This window comes from Vibrio rotiferianus (assembly GCF_002214395.1).
GTDB classification, from domain to species: Bacteria; Pseudomonadota; Gammaproteobacteria; order Enterobacterales; family Vibrionaceae; genus Vibrio; species Vibrio rotiferianus.
On sequence record NZ_CP018312.1, the window covers coordinates 380,008 to 394,110 of the forward strand.

At 45.6% G+C, this 14,103-nt stretch carries 14 protein-coding genes; 11 read left to right on the forward strand and 3 right to left on the reverse strand.

The window, feature by feature from the left end:
• The first annotated feature begins 12 nt into the window (after positions 1-12).
• From BSZ04_RS10910 to luxS, 6 genes are all read left to right on the forward strand, one after another.
• Positions 13-963, forward strand: coding sequence for an NADP-dependent oxidoreductase (locus BSZ04_RS10910; protein WP_071235299.1), 951 nt, complete (start codon positions 13-15; stop codon positions 961-963).
• Complete coding sequence (locus tag BSZ04_RS10915; RefSeq protein WP_010450219.1) at positions 957-1,418, forward strand: YqaA family protein; 462 nt, start codon at positions 957-959, stop codon at positions 1,416-1,418. Before BSZ04_RS10910 ends, BSZ04_RS10915 begins: the two co-directional genes overlap by 7 nt.
• A gap of 9 nt (positions 1,419-1,427) precedes the next feature.
• Positions 1,428-4,271 (forward strand): M16 family metallopeptidase, encoded by a 2,844-nt coding sequence (locus BSZ04_RS10920; protein WP_088880385.1) that lies wholly within the window; start codon positions 1,428-1,430, stop codon positions 4,269-4,271.
• 163 nt (positions 4,272-4,434) lie between these two features.
• Positions 4,435-6,003: a glutamate--cysteine ligase gene (gene gshA / locus BSZ04_RS10925; RefSeq protein ID WP_088880386.1), complete on the forward strand. Its 1,569-nt coding sequence runs from the start codon at positions 4,435-4,437 to the stop codon at positions 6,001-6,003.
• 19 nt (positions 6,004-6,022) lie between these two features.
• The gene (locus tag BSZ04_RS10930) at positions 6,023-6,628 is read left to right on the forward strand and encodes a transglycosylase SLT domain-containing protein (RefSeq protein ID WP_029561033.1); all 606 of its coding nucleotides are present in this window, start codon (positions 6,023-6,025) and stop codon (positions 6,626-6,628) included.
• A gap of 77 nt (positions 6,629-6,705) precedes the next feature.
• On the forward strand, positions 6,706-7,224 hold the full coding sequence (gene luxS / locus BSZ04_RS10935) for an S-ribosylhomocysteine lyase (protein ID WP_088880387.1): 519 nt from the start codon (positions 6,706-6,708) through the stop codon (positions 7,222-7,224).
• An 82-nt stretch (positions 7,225-7,306) separates the two neighbouring features.
• Here luxS and BSZ04_RS10940 read toward each other — a convergent pair whose 3' ends face one another.
• Both BSZ04_RS10940 and BSZ04_RS10945 read right to left on the reverse strand, forming a co-directional pair.
• Positions 7,307-8,581 (reverse strand): HlyC/CorC family transporter, encoded by a 1,275-nt coding sequence (locus BSZ04_RS10940; RefSeq protein ID WP_010450209.1) that lies wholly within the window; start codon positions 8,579-8,581, stop codon positions 7,307-7,309.
• Between the two features lie 155 nt (positions 8,582-8,736).
• Positions 8,737-9,531: a cytochrome C assembly family protein gene (locus BSZ04_RS10945; protein ID WP_010450206.1), complete on the reverse strand. Its 795-nt coding sequence runs from the start codon at positions 9,529-9,531 to the stop codon at positions 8,737-8,739.
• 214 nt (positions 9,532-9,745) lie between these two features.
• Between BSZ04_RS10945 and ffh the strand changes: the two genes are divergently transcribed.
• The 5 genes from ffh (at position 9,746) to rplS (ending at position 13,331) form a co-directional block, all read left to right on the forward strand.
• Positions 9,746-11,128, forward strand: a complete 1,383-nt coding sequence (gene ffh, locus BSZ04_RS10950; RefSeq protein WP_005446242.1) for a signal recognition particle protein — start codon at positions 9,746-9,748, stop codon at positions 11,126-11,128.
• Positions 11,129-11,338: 210 nt separating this feature from the next.
• The gene (gene rpsP, locus BSZ04_RS10955) at positions 11,339-11,587 is read left to right on the forward strand and encodes a 30S ribosomal protein S16 (protein WP_004410028.1); all 249 of its coding nucleotides are present in this window, start codon (positions 11,339-11,341) and stop codon (positions 11,585-11,587) included.
• 29 nt (positions 11,588-11,616) lie between these two features.
• Entirely contained in the window at positions 11,617-12,165 is a 549-nt protein-coding gene (rimM, locus tag BSZ04_RS10960; RefSeq protein ID WP_005438038.1) for a ribosome maturation factor RimM, read from the forward strand.
• A 27-nt stretch (positions 12,166-12,192) separates the two neighbouring features.
• Positions 12,193-12,936, forward strand: a complete 744-nt coding sequence (gene trmD / locus BSZ04_RS10965) for a tRNA (guanosine(37)-N1)-methyltransferase TrmD (RefSeq protein ID WP_010450200.1) — start codon at positions 12,193-12,195, stop codon at positions 12,934-12,936.
• A 41-nt stretch (positions 12,937-12,977) separates the two neighbouring features.
• Entirely contained in the window at positions 12,978-13,331 is a 354-nt protein-coding gene (gene rplS / locus BSZ04_RS10970) for a 50S ribosomal protein L19 (RefSeq protein ID WP_005379971.1), read from the forward strand.
• Positions 13,332-13,906: 575 nt separating this feature from the next.
• Here rplS and yacG read toward each other — a convergent pair.
• On the reverse strand, positions 13,907-14,101 hold the full coding sequence (gene yacG / locus BSZ04_RS10975) for a DNA gyrase inhibitor YacG (protein WP_088880388.1): 195 nt from the start codon (positions 14,099-14,101) through the stop codon (positions 13,907-13,909).
• Between the last annotated feature and the right edge of the window lie 2 nt (positions 14,102-14,103).

Consider the following 14,103-nt stretch of genomic DNA (forward strand, 5'->3'; position numbering starts at 1 on the left):
AGGGAATGGGTTATGGAACACGAACAGATAGTTATTACCGAATTCGGCGACGCAGAAGTCCTTGCGACTCAAACCACATCCACACCAACTCCTCAGGCGGGTGAAGTTCTCGTTAAAGTGGCCTATTCTGGTGTCAATCCTATTGATGTCAAAACACGCGCAGGGCTTGGCTGGGCGGCCGCTCAGAACAAAGATAACTTACCTTGGGTGCCTGGCTATGATATCTCTGGCAAAGTGGTGTCATGCGGAGAAGGGGCGTCACGCTTTACTGAAGGGGATGAGGTCGCTGGGTTTATTGGTTTTCCAGTCCGCGGTGGCGGTTATAGCCAATACGTTTGTGTTCCTGAGTCTGAACTTAGCCATGTGCCAAATACGGTTACGTTGGAAGCAGCAGCCGTGCTCCCGTTGGCTGGACAAACTGCCGCTCAAGCGCTGAGTAAGGCAAATGTCACTGAAGGTGATCGCGTGCTGATTTTAGCGGGGGCAGGTGGCGTTGGGCATCTAGCGGTACAAATTGCAGTGGCGACGAAGGCGGAAGTGTTTACTACATGTAGTGGACGAAATTTAGACTACCTCGCTACACTCGGCGCACATGCAGTGAACTATCAATTTGCCCCAGTGTCAGAACGTGTTGAAGATGTCGATGTTTTGATTGATCTCGTCGGTGGCGATGCAGCCTTGGATGCCCTCAAATGCCTGACGGATAATGCTCGAGTGATCACCGTTCCTACTATTACTGCAGAGTTGATTTGTGAAAAAGCCAAGCTACTAGGTTTCGAAGCGAGTGGTATGTTGGTGAAACCCGATCGCGAGCAACTTGATACCTTGCTCTACATGGTTGGGGTTGGGTTGTTGAAAACCGAAGTACAACACGTCTATCCGATGAATGAGGTTGTTGAAGCTCACAAACAAGTTGAGTCGGGAAGGACTCGAGGCAAGATCTTGCTTGATATGACATGTTAGAGGCATTTAATGCTGCCTTTGAAAACTTAGCATTATGGTTTTCTGACTCCGCATTATGGGTGCTATTCATGACGGGGTTTCTCAGTGCTACCTTATTACCGGGTGGCTCTGAAGCTGGATTGATTGCGACCTTATCGTTAAACCAGTACTCAGTTTCTTCCATCATTATTGTTGCTACCATTGGTAATACCCTTGGCGGTCTCACCAACTATTGGTTGGGGTTGTGGATTCCAAATAAAACCCAAGATGAGAAACACGGTCATACCGCATTGAAGTGGTTATCCAAATATGGGTATTGGGGATTGTTTTTCAGCTGGTTGCCAGTGATTGGTGATCCGCTATGTTTAGCGGCAGGATGGTTAAGGATGAAATTTCTGCCTTGCTTAGTTCTTATATTTTTAGGCAAAGCCGCAAGGTACAGCTTGTTGGCCGCCATCTATCTCGGTTTATTTTAAGGAAAGCGCATGAGAATGTTTTGGGTAAGTGCGTGTTCACTGCTAGTGATCACGGGCTGTGCATCAAATGCCCCTGTTTCATCATTGCCTGATGGGGTGACGTTTGTTGAGTCATCGAAAGCGGAAGAAGGCAAAGTTAAAATACCATACCAGAAGTATCAACTTGATAATGGCCTGACGGTGATTCTGGCACCTGAAGATTCCGATCCATTGGTGCACGTAGATGTGACTTACCATGTTGGTTCGGCACGTGAAGAAATTGGTAAATCAGGTTTTGCACACTTCTTTGAGCACATGATGTTCCAAGGCTCTGAGAACGTGGGTGACCAACAGCACTTCAAGATCATCACAGAGGCGGGGGGCACACTTAATGGCACCACGAACCGTGATCGTACTAATTATTTCGAAACCGTTCCGGCTAACCAGCTAGAAAAAATGCTGTGGTTAGAGTCGGATCGTATGGGCTTTTTGTTGGATGCGGTATCACAGCAGAAATTTGAGATTCAGCGTTCTACAGTGAAAAACGAACGCGCCCAGAATTACGATAATCGTCCTTATGGCTTGATTTGGGAGCGCATGGCAGAAGCGCTGTACCCAGAAGGTCACCCTTATTCATGGCAAACTATCGGCTATGTTGAAGATCTCGATCGTGTTGATGTGAATGATCTGAAAGCGTTCTTCCTTCGTTGGTATGGTCCAAACAATGCAGTATTGACCATTGGTGGTGATATCGATGTAGAACAAACACTGGAATGGGTGAACAAATACTTCGGTTCGATCCCTAGAGGTCTAGAAGTTGAAAACGCACCGAAGCAGCCGGCTAAGCTAGTAGAAAGTAAGTACATTACCTTAGAAGATCGTATTCAACAGCCAATGGTCATGGTTGCATGGCCGACCACTTACAGCGGCGAAGCCAAACAAGCATCACTTGATACACTATCAAGCGTGATCGGTAGTGGCACTAACAGTGTGCTTTATCAAGACTTAGTTAAAACCCAGAAAGCAGTCGATGCAGGGTCATTCCATGACTGCGCAGAGCTGTCGTGTAATTTCTATGTCTACGCGATGGGAGATTCTGGTGATAAAGGCGACCTCACCAAGCTTTACGATGAGCTTATGGCGTCGCTGGATAAATTTGCCAAAGATGGGGTAACCAAAGACCGTCTTGAGCAACTTAAAGGAAAAACTGAAGCAGACGCGATTTTTGCTCTAGAGAGTGTCAAAGGCAAAGTAACGCAATTGGCGTCTAACCAAACTTTCTTTGGTAAACCGGATCTGATTGAACAGCAGCTGAAACAGTTACGTGCGGTGACGCCTGAGTCTGTGGAGAAGGCTTATAGCGACTTCATTCAAGGTAAGAATAAGGTAACGCTGAGCGTTGTGCCACGCGGTAAGACCGAGCTTGCGGTAAAACCAGCGACGTTCGTGACACCAAAGCGCACTTTGCCAGAATATGAAAAGATCACAGAAGACCAATTGGCTTACCGACGAGCAACGGATAACTTCGATCGTTCAGTTCAGCCACCAGTTGGTAACCCTGTAGAAGCGACAATGCCGAAGCTATACGACATTCACTTCAAGAACGGTTCTGAGTTGCTTGGTACCGTAAGCAGTGAAACGCCGACGGTCACTATGCAGTTTAGCTTGCCTGCAGGTACGCGCTTTGTTCAGGAAGGTAAAGAAGGCTTGGCTCAGCTAACTGCTGCAATGTTACAAGAAGGCACGACTCAGCATTCAGCCGAAGAAATTCAAGCGGAATTAGACAAGCTTGGCAGTGTAATTTCTGTTGGGGCAACGGGTTATACCACGAACATCCGTGTTTCTGCTCTAGAAAGAAACCTTGCACCGACGTTGAAGATTGTCGAGGAGATGTTGTTATCGCCGGCATTCAAGCAAGTAGACTTTGAACGTGTTAAAGCTCAAGCGCTGGAAGGGTTAGTGTACGAGCATCAGAAGCCAAGCTGGATGGCGTCGCAAGCGAGCCGTCAAGTGTTGTATGGAGACTCTGTTTTTGCTCGTCCAAAAGATGGGACTAAGGCAGGGCTTCAAGCGTTGACCCTAGATGATGTACGTGACTTCTATACGAAACACTACACGCCACAAAGTGCACAGATTGTAGCCGTTGGTGATATCAGCAAAGAAGATGTCGAGAAACAACTTGCTTTCTGGGCGAACTGGGAAGACGAAGCTGCTCCCTTGTATGCGCCACAAGCTATCGCGCCATTAGGTTCACAAAAAGTACATTTAGTGGATAAGCCAGGCGCACCGCAAAGTGTCATCATGATGGTTCGTCAAGGAATGCCTTATGATGCAACAGGTGATTTCTACTTGGGTCAGCTAGCAAACTTTAACTTGTCTGGAAACTTTAATAGCCGTATCAACCAAAACCTTCGTGAAGACAAAGGTTACACCTATGGCGCCTATGGTTATTTCTCCGGTAATGTAGAAACAGGCTCTGTTGTATTTACTGCTCAAGTGCGTGCGGATTCGACTGTTGCGTCTATCATCGAGATGGAGAATGAGTTGAACGAGTTCTCACAATCGGGCATGACTGACGATGAATTGAAATTTATGCGCCAAGCAGTCGGTCAAAAAGATGCACTGAAATACGAGACGCCAACACAGAAAGGCAAACTCATCAGTGATATTTTGAAATACAACCTAGATAAAGATTACTTACAGCAACGCAACGCTATTGTTGAGACTGTCGATAAACAGACGCTCAACGCTCTAGCTGAAAAATGGTTCGACCCGAATGACTATCAGATAGTCGTTGTCGGGGATGCGAAATCCCTTCGCCCTCAACTAGAAAAGTTAGGGAAAGACGTGGAAGAGCTTGAAATCATTCGATAGAGTACACATTTAATAGCGGAGAGGAGACTCTCCGCTATTCGTTTCTAACTAGATAAATGACTTTTTGATGGGTTATTTATCTAGATGGATTATATATCAATAACTTAGCTTTCACTTGCCACGCTTGGCGAGTGTCCTGCTCCCAATATAAGCGAACCTCATTTTGACTGATTTTGCTGCGCGACTAAAACAAGTTGCATCAAACCCAGAAGTATTTAAGCAGTTTGGACGCGGTGTTGAGCGAGAAACTTTGCGCTATCGTCAGGATGGCCATTTAGCTACAACACCTCACCCAGAGGGTTTGGGCTCAGCGTTCACAAACAAATGGATCACGACCGACTTTTCAGAATCTCTACTGGAATTTATTACTCCAGTATCGCATGACATTCCTGAACTGATGGGACAATTGAAAGACATCCATCACTTCACTCAAACCAAAATGGGTGAAGAGAAAATGTGGCCACTTTCAATGCCGTGCTACGTGGGCACCGAGGACGACATTCAGCTAGCGCAGTATGGCTCATCGAACTCAGCCAAAATGAAAACGCTCTACCGTGAAGGTCTAAAGCGTCGTTATGGTAGCTTGATGCAAATTATTTCTGGTGTGCATTTTAACTTCTCTTTCCCTGAATCATTCTGGGATGCTTTGTATGGCGAACAAGATGAAGAAGCACGCCAAGAGACAAAATCAGACGCGTACTTTGCGCTGATTCGTAACTACTACCGCTTTGGTTGGATGATCCCGTATTTCTTTGGTGCATCTCCAGCGCTGTGTGGCTCATTTATCCAAGGGCGTGAAACCGAACTGCCATTTGAGCAGATTGGCGGTACGCTTTATCTACCAAAAGCGACCTCTCTGCGTCTAAGTGATCTCGGTTACACCAACAGTGCGCAAAGTGTGCTTAAGATTGGCTTTAACACCATCGAACAGTATCTTGATGGTTTAGATGATGCGATTCGTCATCCATCGGAACAGTTTGCCGAGATTGGTGTAAAAGTCGATGGAGAATATCGTCAACTTAACTCGAACATCTTGCAAATTGAAAACGAACTGTACGCCCCAATTCGTCCAAAACGTGTAGCTAAAAATGGTGAGAAACCTTCGGAAGCTCTTAAACGTGGTGGCGTGGAATACATCGAAGTACGTTCGCTAGATGTCAACCCATTCAGTGCGATTGGTGTAAGTGAAGAGCAAGTTCGCTTCCTCGATTTGTTCCTAACTTGGGCAGCACTTTCAGAGTCTGATCCAATGGACAACTGTGAGCTTGAATGCTGGCGTGATAACTGGAACAAGGTGATTGTGTCTGGTCGTGAGAAAGGCTTGATGCTGCAAATCGGTTGCCAAGGTGAGCGCTTATCTTTGCAGGATTGGGCACACCGTGTGTTCGCTGATCTTCGTCAGATTGCGGTTGAAATGGATACTGCGGCTGGTGGTAATGCGTACCAAGCGGTTTGTGACAAACTAGAATCTTGGATTGATGAACCAGAGCTGACTATTTCTGGCCAACTGCTTGAGCTGACCAAAGAGCATGGCGGTTTAGGTAAAGTGGGGTGTGCGCTAGGCATGAAATTCCGCGAAGAAAACCTAGCACACAGTTATGAGCAATATTCAGCTGACGCAATGGAAACGGAAGTTGCAACATCGGTAGAGAAACAAATACAAGCAGAGCAAAGCGATACTTTGTCGTTCGATGACTTCTTAGAAGATTACTTTGCTTACTTAAAACAATAACTAGCAGTAAGGGCAGGGATTGAACATTAAGCCGTTAGTGGTGTCTGTATTCGGGAGCGTGATGTTAGCCGGTTGTGCGACTGCGCCCCCTAAGCAACAAGACAATCTATGTGAAATATTCCGAGAAAAATCCGGTTGGTATGAAGATGCCAAAGATATGGAAGAAGAGTGGGGCACGCCTATCAACGTAGCGATGGCGATCATTAAGCAAGAAAGTAGCTTTCGCCATGATGCTCGTCCACCTAAAGACTATGTTCTCGGTTTTATTCCATGGGGGCGTGTTAGCAGCGCATACGGCTATGCTCAAGCTCAAGACCCTGCTTGGGAAGATTTTCAAAAAGCGACGGGACAAGGTGGTTCACGCACCAACTTTGATGATTCAATGATGTTTGTCGGTTGGTATACTCACGAAACTCGTCGCCAATTAGGCGTTTCGCTGTGGGATCCGTACAACCAGTACCTTGCATATCATGAAGGACGCGGTGGCTATAAACGCGGAACTTACAAGAGCAAACCAAGTTTGGTCAAGGTCGCTAGGCGAGTCGAACAAACTGCGAAGACTTATGGCTGGCAGCTGAAGCAATGTCGTCAGGAATTAGAAGACAACAGCAGCTGGTTCTTTTAACCCCAACGATGGGGAAAATGAACATTAATTAAGACCAATACTTGTAAGTATTGGTGGTTACAATCAGGAGAGATGTAATGCCTTTATTAGACAGTTTTACCGTAGACCACACACGTATGCATGCACCAGCAGTTCGTGTGGCGAAAACGATGCAAACGCCAAAAGGAGATACCATCACGGTCTTCGATCTGCGCTTCACCGCACCAAACAAAGACATCCTTTCTGAAAAGGGGATTCACACTCTAGAGCACTTGTACGCAGGCTTTATGCGTAATCACCTAAATGGTGAGAGCGTTGAGATCATTGATATTTCACCAATGGGTTGCCGTACCGGTTTCTACATGAGCTTGATTGGTACGCCTTCAGAGCAGCAAGTGGCGGACGCTTGGATTGCGGCGATGGAGGATGTATTGAAAGTGGAAAGTCAAAACAAGATCCCTGAGCTGAATGAGTACCAATGTGGTACAGCAGCGATGCACTCTCTGGATGAAGCGAAGCAAATCGCAAAGAACATTCTAGAAGCGGGCGTGGCGCTAAATAAGAATGATGAATTGGCATTGCCAGAGTCAATGCTGAAAGAGCTACGTATCGACTAACTTAGCGTTGAGTTTAGATAATTAAAAAAGAGCCTGACAATATCAGGCTCTTTTTTTTATTGGAATATTTGAAGTGGTGCTGTTAACTGCTCTTTTTCAGCTTTGGATATACTTTCACTAGCTTGATGCGGTTTTCTTCAATCTCGACAATTTCCATTGGATGCCCTGCAACTTGCACACTTAAATGGCTCTCCGGAATATCTTCTAAATGCTCCAGAATCAGGCCGTTCAAGGTACGTGGTCCATCGGTTGGCAGTTTCCACTTTAAGCCTTTATTAATATCACGGACATTCGCGCTGCCTTCAATCAAGAAGCTACCATCTCCTTGTGGCGTAATCTCTTCTGACAAGCTTGGTGTAATAGAAGTGGTAAATTCACCAATAATCTCTTCTAGGATATCTTCTAATGTGACTAAGCCGTTGATATCACCATACTCATCAACAATCAAACCGATGCGTTGCTTGTTGCGTTGGAACTTCAACATTTGAACGTTGAGTGGTGTACCTTCAGGGATGTAGTACACCTCATCGGCAGCACGCAATAATGTCTCTTTGTTGAATTCGTTTTTCTCTAACATCAAACGGTATGATTCACGTAGACGCAGCATACCAACGACTTCATCAATCTGATCGCGATACAACACAATGCGACCATGTGGAGAGTGAGTCAGCTGACGGACGATAGACTTCCAATCGTCATTGATGTCGATACCTGTGATCTCATTACGTGGCACCATGATGTCGTTCACGGTGACGTGCTCCAGATCCAGTATCGAAACCAGCATGTCTTGGTGACGACGAGGAATAAGGCCACCCGCTTCATTTACCACGGTACGTAGCTCTTCCGAACTTAAGTGGTCTTCGGTGTTGTGATCGGCTTTTACGCCAATCAAGCGGATAAAACCATTGGTAATGAAGTTCACCAACATCACCAGTGGCGACAGTATCTTCATCAGGATTGTAAGGAGGATACTACTCGCGTAAGAAACGCGCTCAGGATAAAGCGATGCGATGGTTTTCGGTGTGACTTCGGCGAACACCAGAACAACCATGGTGAGTGCACCTGTTGCTATCGCGACACCTAAATCGCCGTACAAACGCATACCAAGAATGGTTGCGATGGCAGAGGCTAGAATATTCACGAGGTTGTTGCCGATAAGGATGAGACCAATCAGGCGATCTGGGCGGTCTAGTAGTTTTTCGACTCGCTTCGCCCCTTTATGCCCATTGTTGGCTAAGTGCTTTAAGCGGTAGCGGTTCAAAGACATCATCCCTGTTTCTGAACCGGAGAAGTAACCTGATATGACGATAAGACACGCGAGTAGCGCAAATAAGATACCCGTAGATATGTCGTCCAAAACGCTGCTGTTCCTTGTATGTGTTTGGTTAATTTATGACCGAGCTTGGTCATTAAGTCAATGTAATAAGGGGTACTCTATTTTATTTGCCCATCAATATAAAGGATAAGGAGCCCAAGGCTCCTTATTAATTGCAATTTTATAGATGGAGAACATCAACTTAAAATGATCTCTTTCACGAAGCGACTGCCGAAGTAGGCCAAGGTTAACAATGTCGCACCCGCCACTGCAAACCACGTGACCTTCTTACCGCGCCAGCCTTTCTGGTAGTGTCCCCAAAGTAGAATCGAGTACACCACCCAAGCGATGAATGAAAGAATGCCTTTATGGGCTTTACCCTGAGCAAACATGTCTTGTACGAAAACGAAACCGGTCAATAAGGTTCCAGTAAGCAGTAAGTTACCAATCAAGATAATTTTGAATAGCTGGCGCTCAACCATCATTAAAGGTGGTAAATTCGGGTTGATTGCTAACGACTTCTTCGCTTTTAGCTTGTGGTCGAGCCACGCCAATTGCAGTGCGTAAAGCGCACCAATGGTTAAAGTGGCATAGGAGAACAACGCAAAAGAAATATGGATAAGTAGCTTAGGGTCGTTTTCTAAATGCTTAATAAAGGTGCTTGGTAAGAAAGTAGCAGCACTTAAATTGATGGCAGCAAAGCTATAAACCACAGGAAGAAGAAACCACAAACGATTCTTGAGCATCGCTACGCTCATCACCAGTGAGATAATAAAGCTGATCAGAGAGGCGACATTAAGAATACTGAGGTTTTGACCTGAACCGTCAAAAATGAGGTCACTCAGAATCCAAGCGTGGAAAAAGAGCGCACATGCCGCACTGACAAGTACTGTTTTCGCTTTGATTCCGGACTGCTGAGAGAGTCCAGGTATGATGGTCGCAATTGCCAAAACGTAAAGAATGGCGGCTGCGATGGCAATTAAGCTATCCATGAATCCTAAAGGTGATTGTGCACAATGGTTAAAATTATACCTTGCATTACTCTTTGGGGCTACGGTAGATCTTTCATCAATCATGAGAGATGAGATATTGAAATTAACAAGTTAACTCACGATATAGGAATAGAGAGGCGCAACGGGTATGACTGTGACGTTGGCTAAGGTATACTCACACTAATTAATCGCCATTTTTAGCGAAGAGACAAAGATGTTTGAGAATTTAACGGATCGATTATCCAAAACGCTGAAGAATATCAGTGGCAAAGGTCGTCTGACCGAAGACAACATTAAAGAAACCCTACGTGAAGTACGCATGGCACTATTGGAAGCGGACGTTGCGCTTCCTGTTGTACGTGAATTTGTAAACCGCGTTAAAGAAAAAGCGGTTGGCGTAGAAGTTTCTAAATCCCTAACGCCGGGCCAAGAATTCATCAAGATCGTTCAAGCTGAGCTTGAAGCGGTAATGGGTGAGTCTAACGAAGCGCTTAACCTAGCCGCACAGCCGCCAGCAGTACTTTTGATGGCAGGTCTACAAGGTGCGGGTAAAACCACATCGGTAGGTAAGCTATCTAAGCTTCTGAAAGAGCGCGATAAGAAGAAAGTCTTGGTTGTGTCTGCCGACGTTTACCGTCCTGCGGCGATCAAACAGCTAGAAACCCTAGCATCAGACATCGGTGTCGACTTCTTCCCATCTTCACCAGATCAAAAGCCACTTGATATTGCTAACGCAGCAATTGACCACGCGAAGAAGAAATTCTACGACGTATTGATTGTCGATACCGCGGGTCGTTTGGCTATCGATGAAGAAATGATGGGTGAGATTAAAGATCTTCACTCTGCGATTAACCCAGTTGAGACGCTGTTCGTTGTTGATGCAATGACAGGTCAAGATGCGGCGAACACAGCAAAAGCATTCGGTGATGCGCTACCGCTAACTGGTGTGATTCTGACTAAAGTGGATGGTGATGCACGTGGTGGTGCGGCGCTATCGGTTCGCCATATCACGGGTAAACCAATCAAATTCCTAGGTGTGGGTGAAAAGACCGACGCACTAGAACCTTTCCACCCTGATCGTGTTGCATCGCGTATTCTAGGCATGGGTGACGTACTGTCACTGATTGAAGACCTACAACGCAATGTTGACCAAGACAAAGCAGAGAAGCTAGCGAAGAAGTTCAAAGAGAAGAAAGGCTTCGACCTTGAAGACTTCCGTGAACAGCTAGGTCAGATGCAGAACATGGGTGGCATGATGGGCATGCTAGACAAGCTACCAGGTATGTCTCAGCTACCATCTGACGTGAAAGACAAAGTCGATGACAAGATGTTCAAGCAAATGGAAGCGATCATCAGCTCAATGACGATGAAAGAGCGTCAACGCCCTGAAATCATCAAAGGTTCGCGCAAGAAGCGTATCGCTGCGGGTTCTGGTGTTCAGGTTCAAGATGTTAACCGTCTACTGAAACAGTTCACCCAGATGCAGAAGATGATGAAGAAGATGCAAAAGGGCGGCATGAAAGGCATGATGCGTAACATGCAAGGCATGATGGGCGGTATGGGTGGAGGCGGTGGCTTCAATCCATTCGGTCGTTAAACGATTGCCTAGACTTTAGTTTCAGGGTGTTAGCTACATCACAAACTTGAATTTCAATTTATGTTGGTGAAAAAGTAACTAAATCCCTTGCATTGCTCCGGGAGAAGAGTAAAATTCCGGAGCTTTATTTTGGCACGAGACCCCAGATTGTTCAGTTTTATGGATGATTATTGGGGTTAATTTTATTTTTGAGAAAGCAAAGAGGACGACATGGTAACCATTCGTTTGGCACGTCACGGCGCTAAGAAGCGTCCATTTTATCAAATCGTAGTAGCGGACAGCCGCAACGCTGCAACTGGCCGTTTCATCGAGAAAGTTGGTTTCTTTAACCCAACTGCACAAGGTCAAGAAGAAGGTCTACGTCTAGACCTAGACCGCGTTAACCACTGGGTTGGTCAAGGCGCGTCTCTATCTGACCGCGTTGCTAAGCTAGTTAAAGACGCTCAAAAAGCGGCTTAATTTTTTACTTAAGAAGTAGAAACTAGTTTATGTCGATGAAAGGTAAAGAAACAATGAGCAACGAAAAGATTGTTGTAGGCAAGTTTGGTGCTACTTACGGCATTCGAGGTTGGCTTAAAGTTTTTTCCTACACAGACAATGCTGAAAGCATTTTCGATTACAGCCCTTGGTTTATTAACCAAAAGGGTACGTGGGTTGAGTACAAAGTAGAAAGCTGGAAGCGCCATAACAAAGGTATGGTGGCTAAGCTGGAAGGTCTAGATATTCGTGAAGACGCGCATCTAATGACAAACTTTGAAATTGCTATTGACCCTGCGGTACTTCCTGAATTGTCAGAAGATGAGTTCTACTGGCGTGAATTGTTTGGGATGCAAGTAGTAACCACTAAAGGTTACGATCTAGGTGTCGTATCTGACATTCTAGAAACTGGCTCAAACGATGTTCTGGTTGTTAAAGCAAATCTTAAAGATGCTTTCGGGCAGAAGGAACGATTAATCCCGTTCCTTGAAGAGCAAGTGATCATCAAAGTTGATCGCGAAGCTCAACGGATCGAAGTTGACTGGGATCCTGGATTCTAATCTCCAAAATTACAGAGCGAGATAAACATGTGGGTTGGCGTAATTAGCCTTTTTCCTGAAATGTTCCGTTCTGTTACTGATTATGGAGTAACAGGTCAAGCGGTTAAAAAAGGTCTTTTGTCTATTGAGACTTGGAATCCTCGCGATTTCACTCACGACAAACATCGCACTGTCGATGACCGACCTTACGGTGGTGGTCCTGGTATGTTAATGATGGTTCAGCCTTTGCGCGATGCCATTCATACCGCGAAAGCAGCCTCACCGGGTAAGACGAAAGTCATTTACCTTTCTCCTCAAGGTCGCAAGCTCGACCAGAAAGGAGTCGAAGAACTGGCAACGAATGAGAATTTACTTCTGATTTGTGGTCGTTACGAAGGGGTAGATGAGCGCATCATTCAATCTGAAGTCGACGAAGAATGGTCGATTGGTGATTTTGTGATGACGGGTGGTGAGATACCAGCCATGACGTTGATCGATTCTGTCTCTCGGTTTGTTCCGGGTGTACTAGGGGATTTCGCGTCAGCAGAAGAAGATTCTTTTGCAAATGGCTTGTTAGATTGCCCTCACTATACGCGTCCAGAAGTATTGGATGACAAAGAGGTACCAGCGGTACTGATGTCAGGCAATCACAAGGACATTCGTCAATGGCGACTAAAACAGTCGCTGGGCCGAACTTGGCTTAGAAGACCAGAGCTCCTGGAAAACCTAGCTCTGACTGACGAACAGGAACAATTACTTGCTGAGTTCATTAGTGAACATAACGCAAAGTAACCTAATTTATTTAGTATCAGTTTATTCTAGGAATTTAAAAAATGAGTAACATCATCAAAGCTCTTGAAGAAGAGCAAATGAAATCAGACCTACCTAAATTTGCACCAGGTGACACTGTTGTAGTTCAGGTTAAAGTTAAAGAAGGTGACCGTGAGCGTCTACAGGCTTTCGAAGGCGTTGTAATCGCAATCCGTAACCGTGGTCTTCACTCTGCTTTCACTGTACGTAAGATCTCTAACGGTGAAGGTGTTGAGCGTACGTTCCAAACACACTCTCCAATCGTTGATAGCATCGAAGTTAAACGCCGTGGTGCAGTACGTCGTGCCAAGTTGTACTACCTACGTGAGCGTTCTGGTAAGTCTGCTCGTATCAAAGAGAAACTTGCTAAGAAGTAATGCTATAACTAGCGTTCTCATCGTAAACGGAGCCCAAATGGGCTCCGTTTTTTTATGCGCGAAAAAGGGCGCAGTGCTTCGAGAGTCAGGAATACTTGCTCTGATATAGTGGAGCGCTTCGGTTAGTGAGCGGCATTTGTCCTCTGAGAGAGAGTAAAAAGGGATTCCCAACTCGCTCGTCCCTCGCTCTTGAGGATGACGAATAAAAAAACAAATAAATGAACTCAAACAGCGTTACTCTCGGAAGCAACAAAGGTACGTTGTCAGAAATCTCTTTGAGTGGAACTCTTGTGTTGCGATGAATGGGAATACAGAGCTCTGTACCTGAGCAGTGGGTTTGTTCTTCGCGAGGTTAGAGTAATGAAGAGCTCTCCAGCTCACTCGTTTCTCGTTTTTGAGGATGACGAATAAAAAACAAATGAACCCAAACGGTGTCATTCCCGAAAGCGACGAAGGAGCATTGTCGGGAATCTCTCTTTAGGCGTACTAAAAAACAAAAAGGGCCGATGCTCTCACATCAACCCCTCTCTATTATTCTCGAAGCGTAGCGTTCTTGTACCTAGCCTCTCAATTTTTTAGTACTGGTCTTCAGACCAACCATCGCTGTCCGACATATCTGGTGCGCCAGGAATGGTATTTTCTTCGTCAGCCCATTCACCAAAATCAATCATTTGGCACTGTTTGCTACAGAAAGGGCGGTGAGGACTTTTCTCTCCCCACTCTACGTCGGCACCACATTGTGGGCATGGAACGACTGTAATTTTAGACATCG

What these genes read in the sequence shown, in the direction of transcription:
- BSZ04_RS10910 (WP_071235299.1), top strand. Translation starts at nt 13, where the DNA reads ATGGAACACGAACAGATAGTTATTACCGAATTCGGCGACGCAGAAGTC.
- BSZ04_RS10915 (WP_010450219.1), top strand. Translation starts at nt 957, where the DNA reads ATGTTAGAGGCATTTAATGCTGCCTTTGAAAACTTAGCATTATGGTTT.
- BSZ04_RS10920 (WP_088880385.1), top strand. Translation starts at nt 1,428, where the DNA reads ATGAGAATGTTTTGGGTAAGTGCGTGTTCACTGCTAGTGATCACGGGC.
- luxS (WP_088880387.1), top strand. Translation starts at nt 6,706, where the DNA reads ATGCCTTTATTAGACAGTTTTACCGTAGACCACACACGTATGCATGCA.
- BSZ04_RS10945 (WP_010450206.1), bottom strand. Translation starts at nt 9,531, where the DNA reads ATGGATAGCTTAATTGCCATCGCAGCCGCCATTCTTTACGTTTTGGCA.
- ffh (WP_005446242.1), top strand. Translation starts at nt 9,746, where the DNA reads ATGTTTGAGAATTTAACGGATCGATTATCCAAAACGCTGAAGAATATC.
- rpsP (WP_004410028.1), top strand. Translation starts at nt 11,339, where the DNA reads ATGGTAACCATTCGTTTGGCACGTCACGGCGCTAAGAAGCGTCCATTT.
- rimM (WP_005438038.1), top strand. Translation starts at nt 11,617, where the DNA reads ATGTCGATGAAAGGTAAAGAAACAATGAGCAACGAAAAGATTGTTGTA.
- trmD (WP_010450200.1), top strand. Translation starts at nt 12,193, where the DNA reads ATGTGGGTTGGCGTAATTAGCCTTTTTCCTGAAATGTTCCGTTCTGTT.
- rplS (WP_005379971.1), top strand. Translation starts at nt 12,978, where the DNA reads ATGAGTAACATCATCAAAGCTCTTGAAGAAGAGCAAATGAAATCAGAC.
- yacG (WP_088880388.1), bottom strand. Translation starts at nt 14,101, where the DNA reads ATGTCTAAAATTACAGTCGTTCCATGCCCACAATGTGGTGCCGACGTA.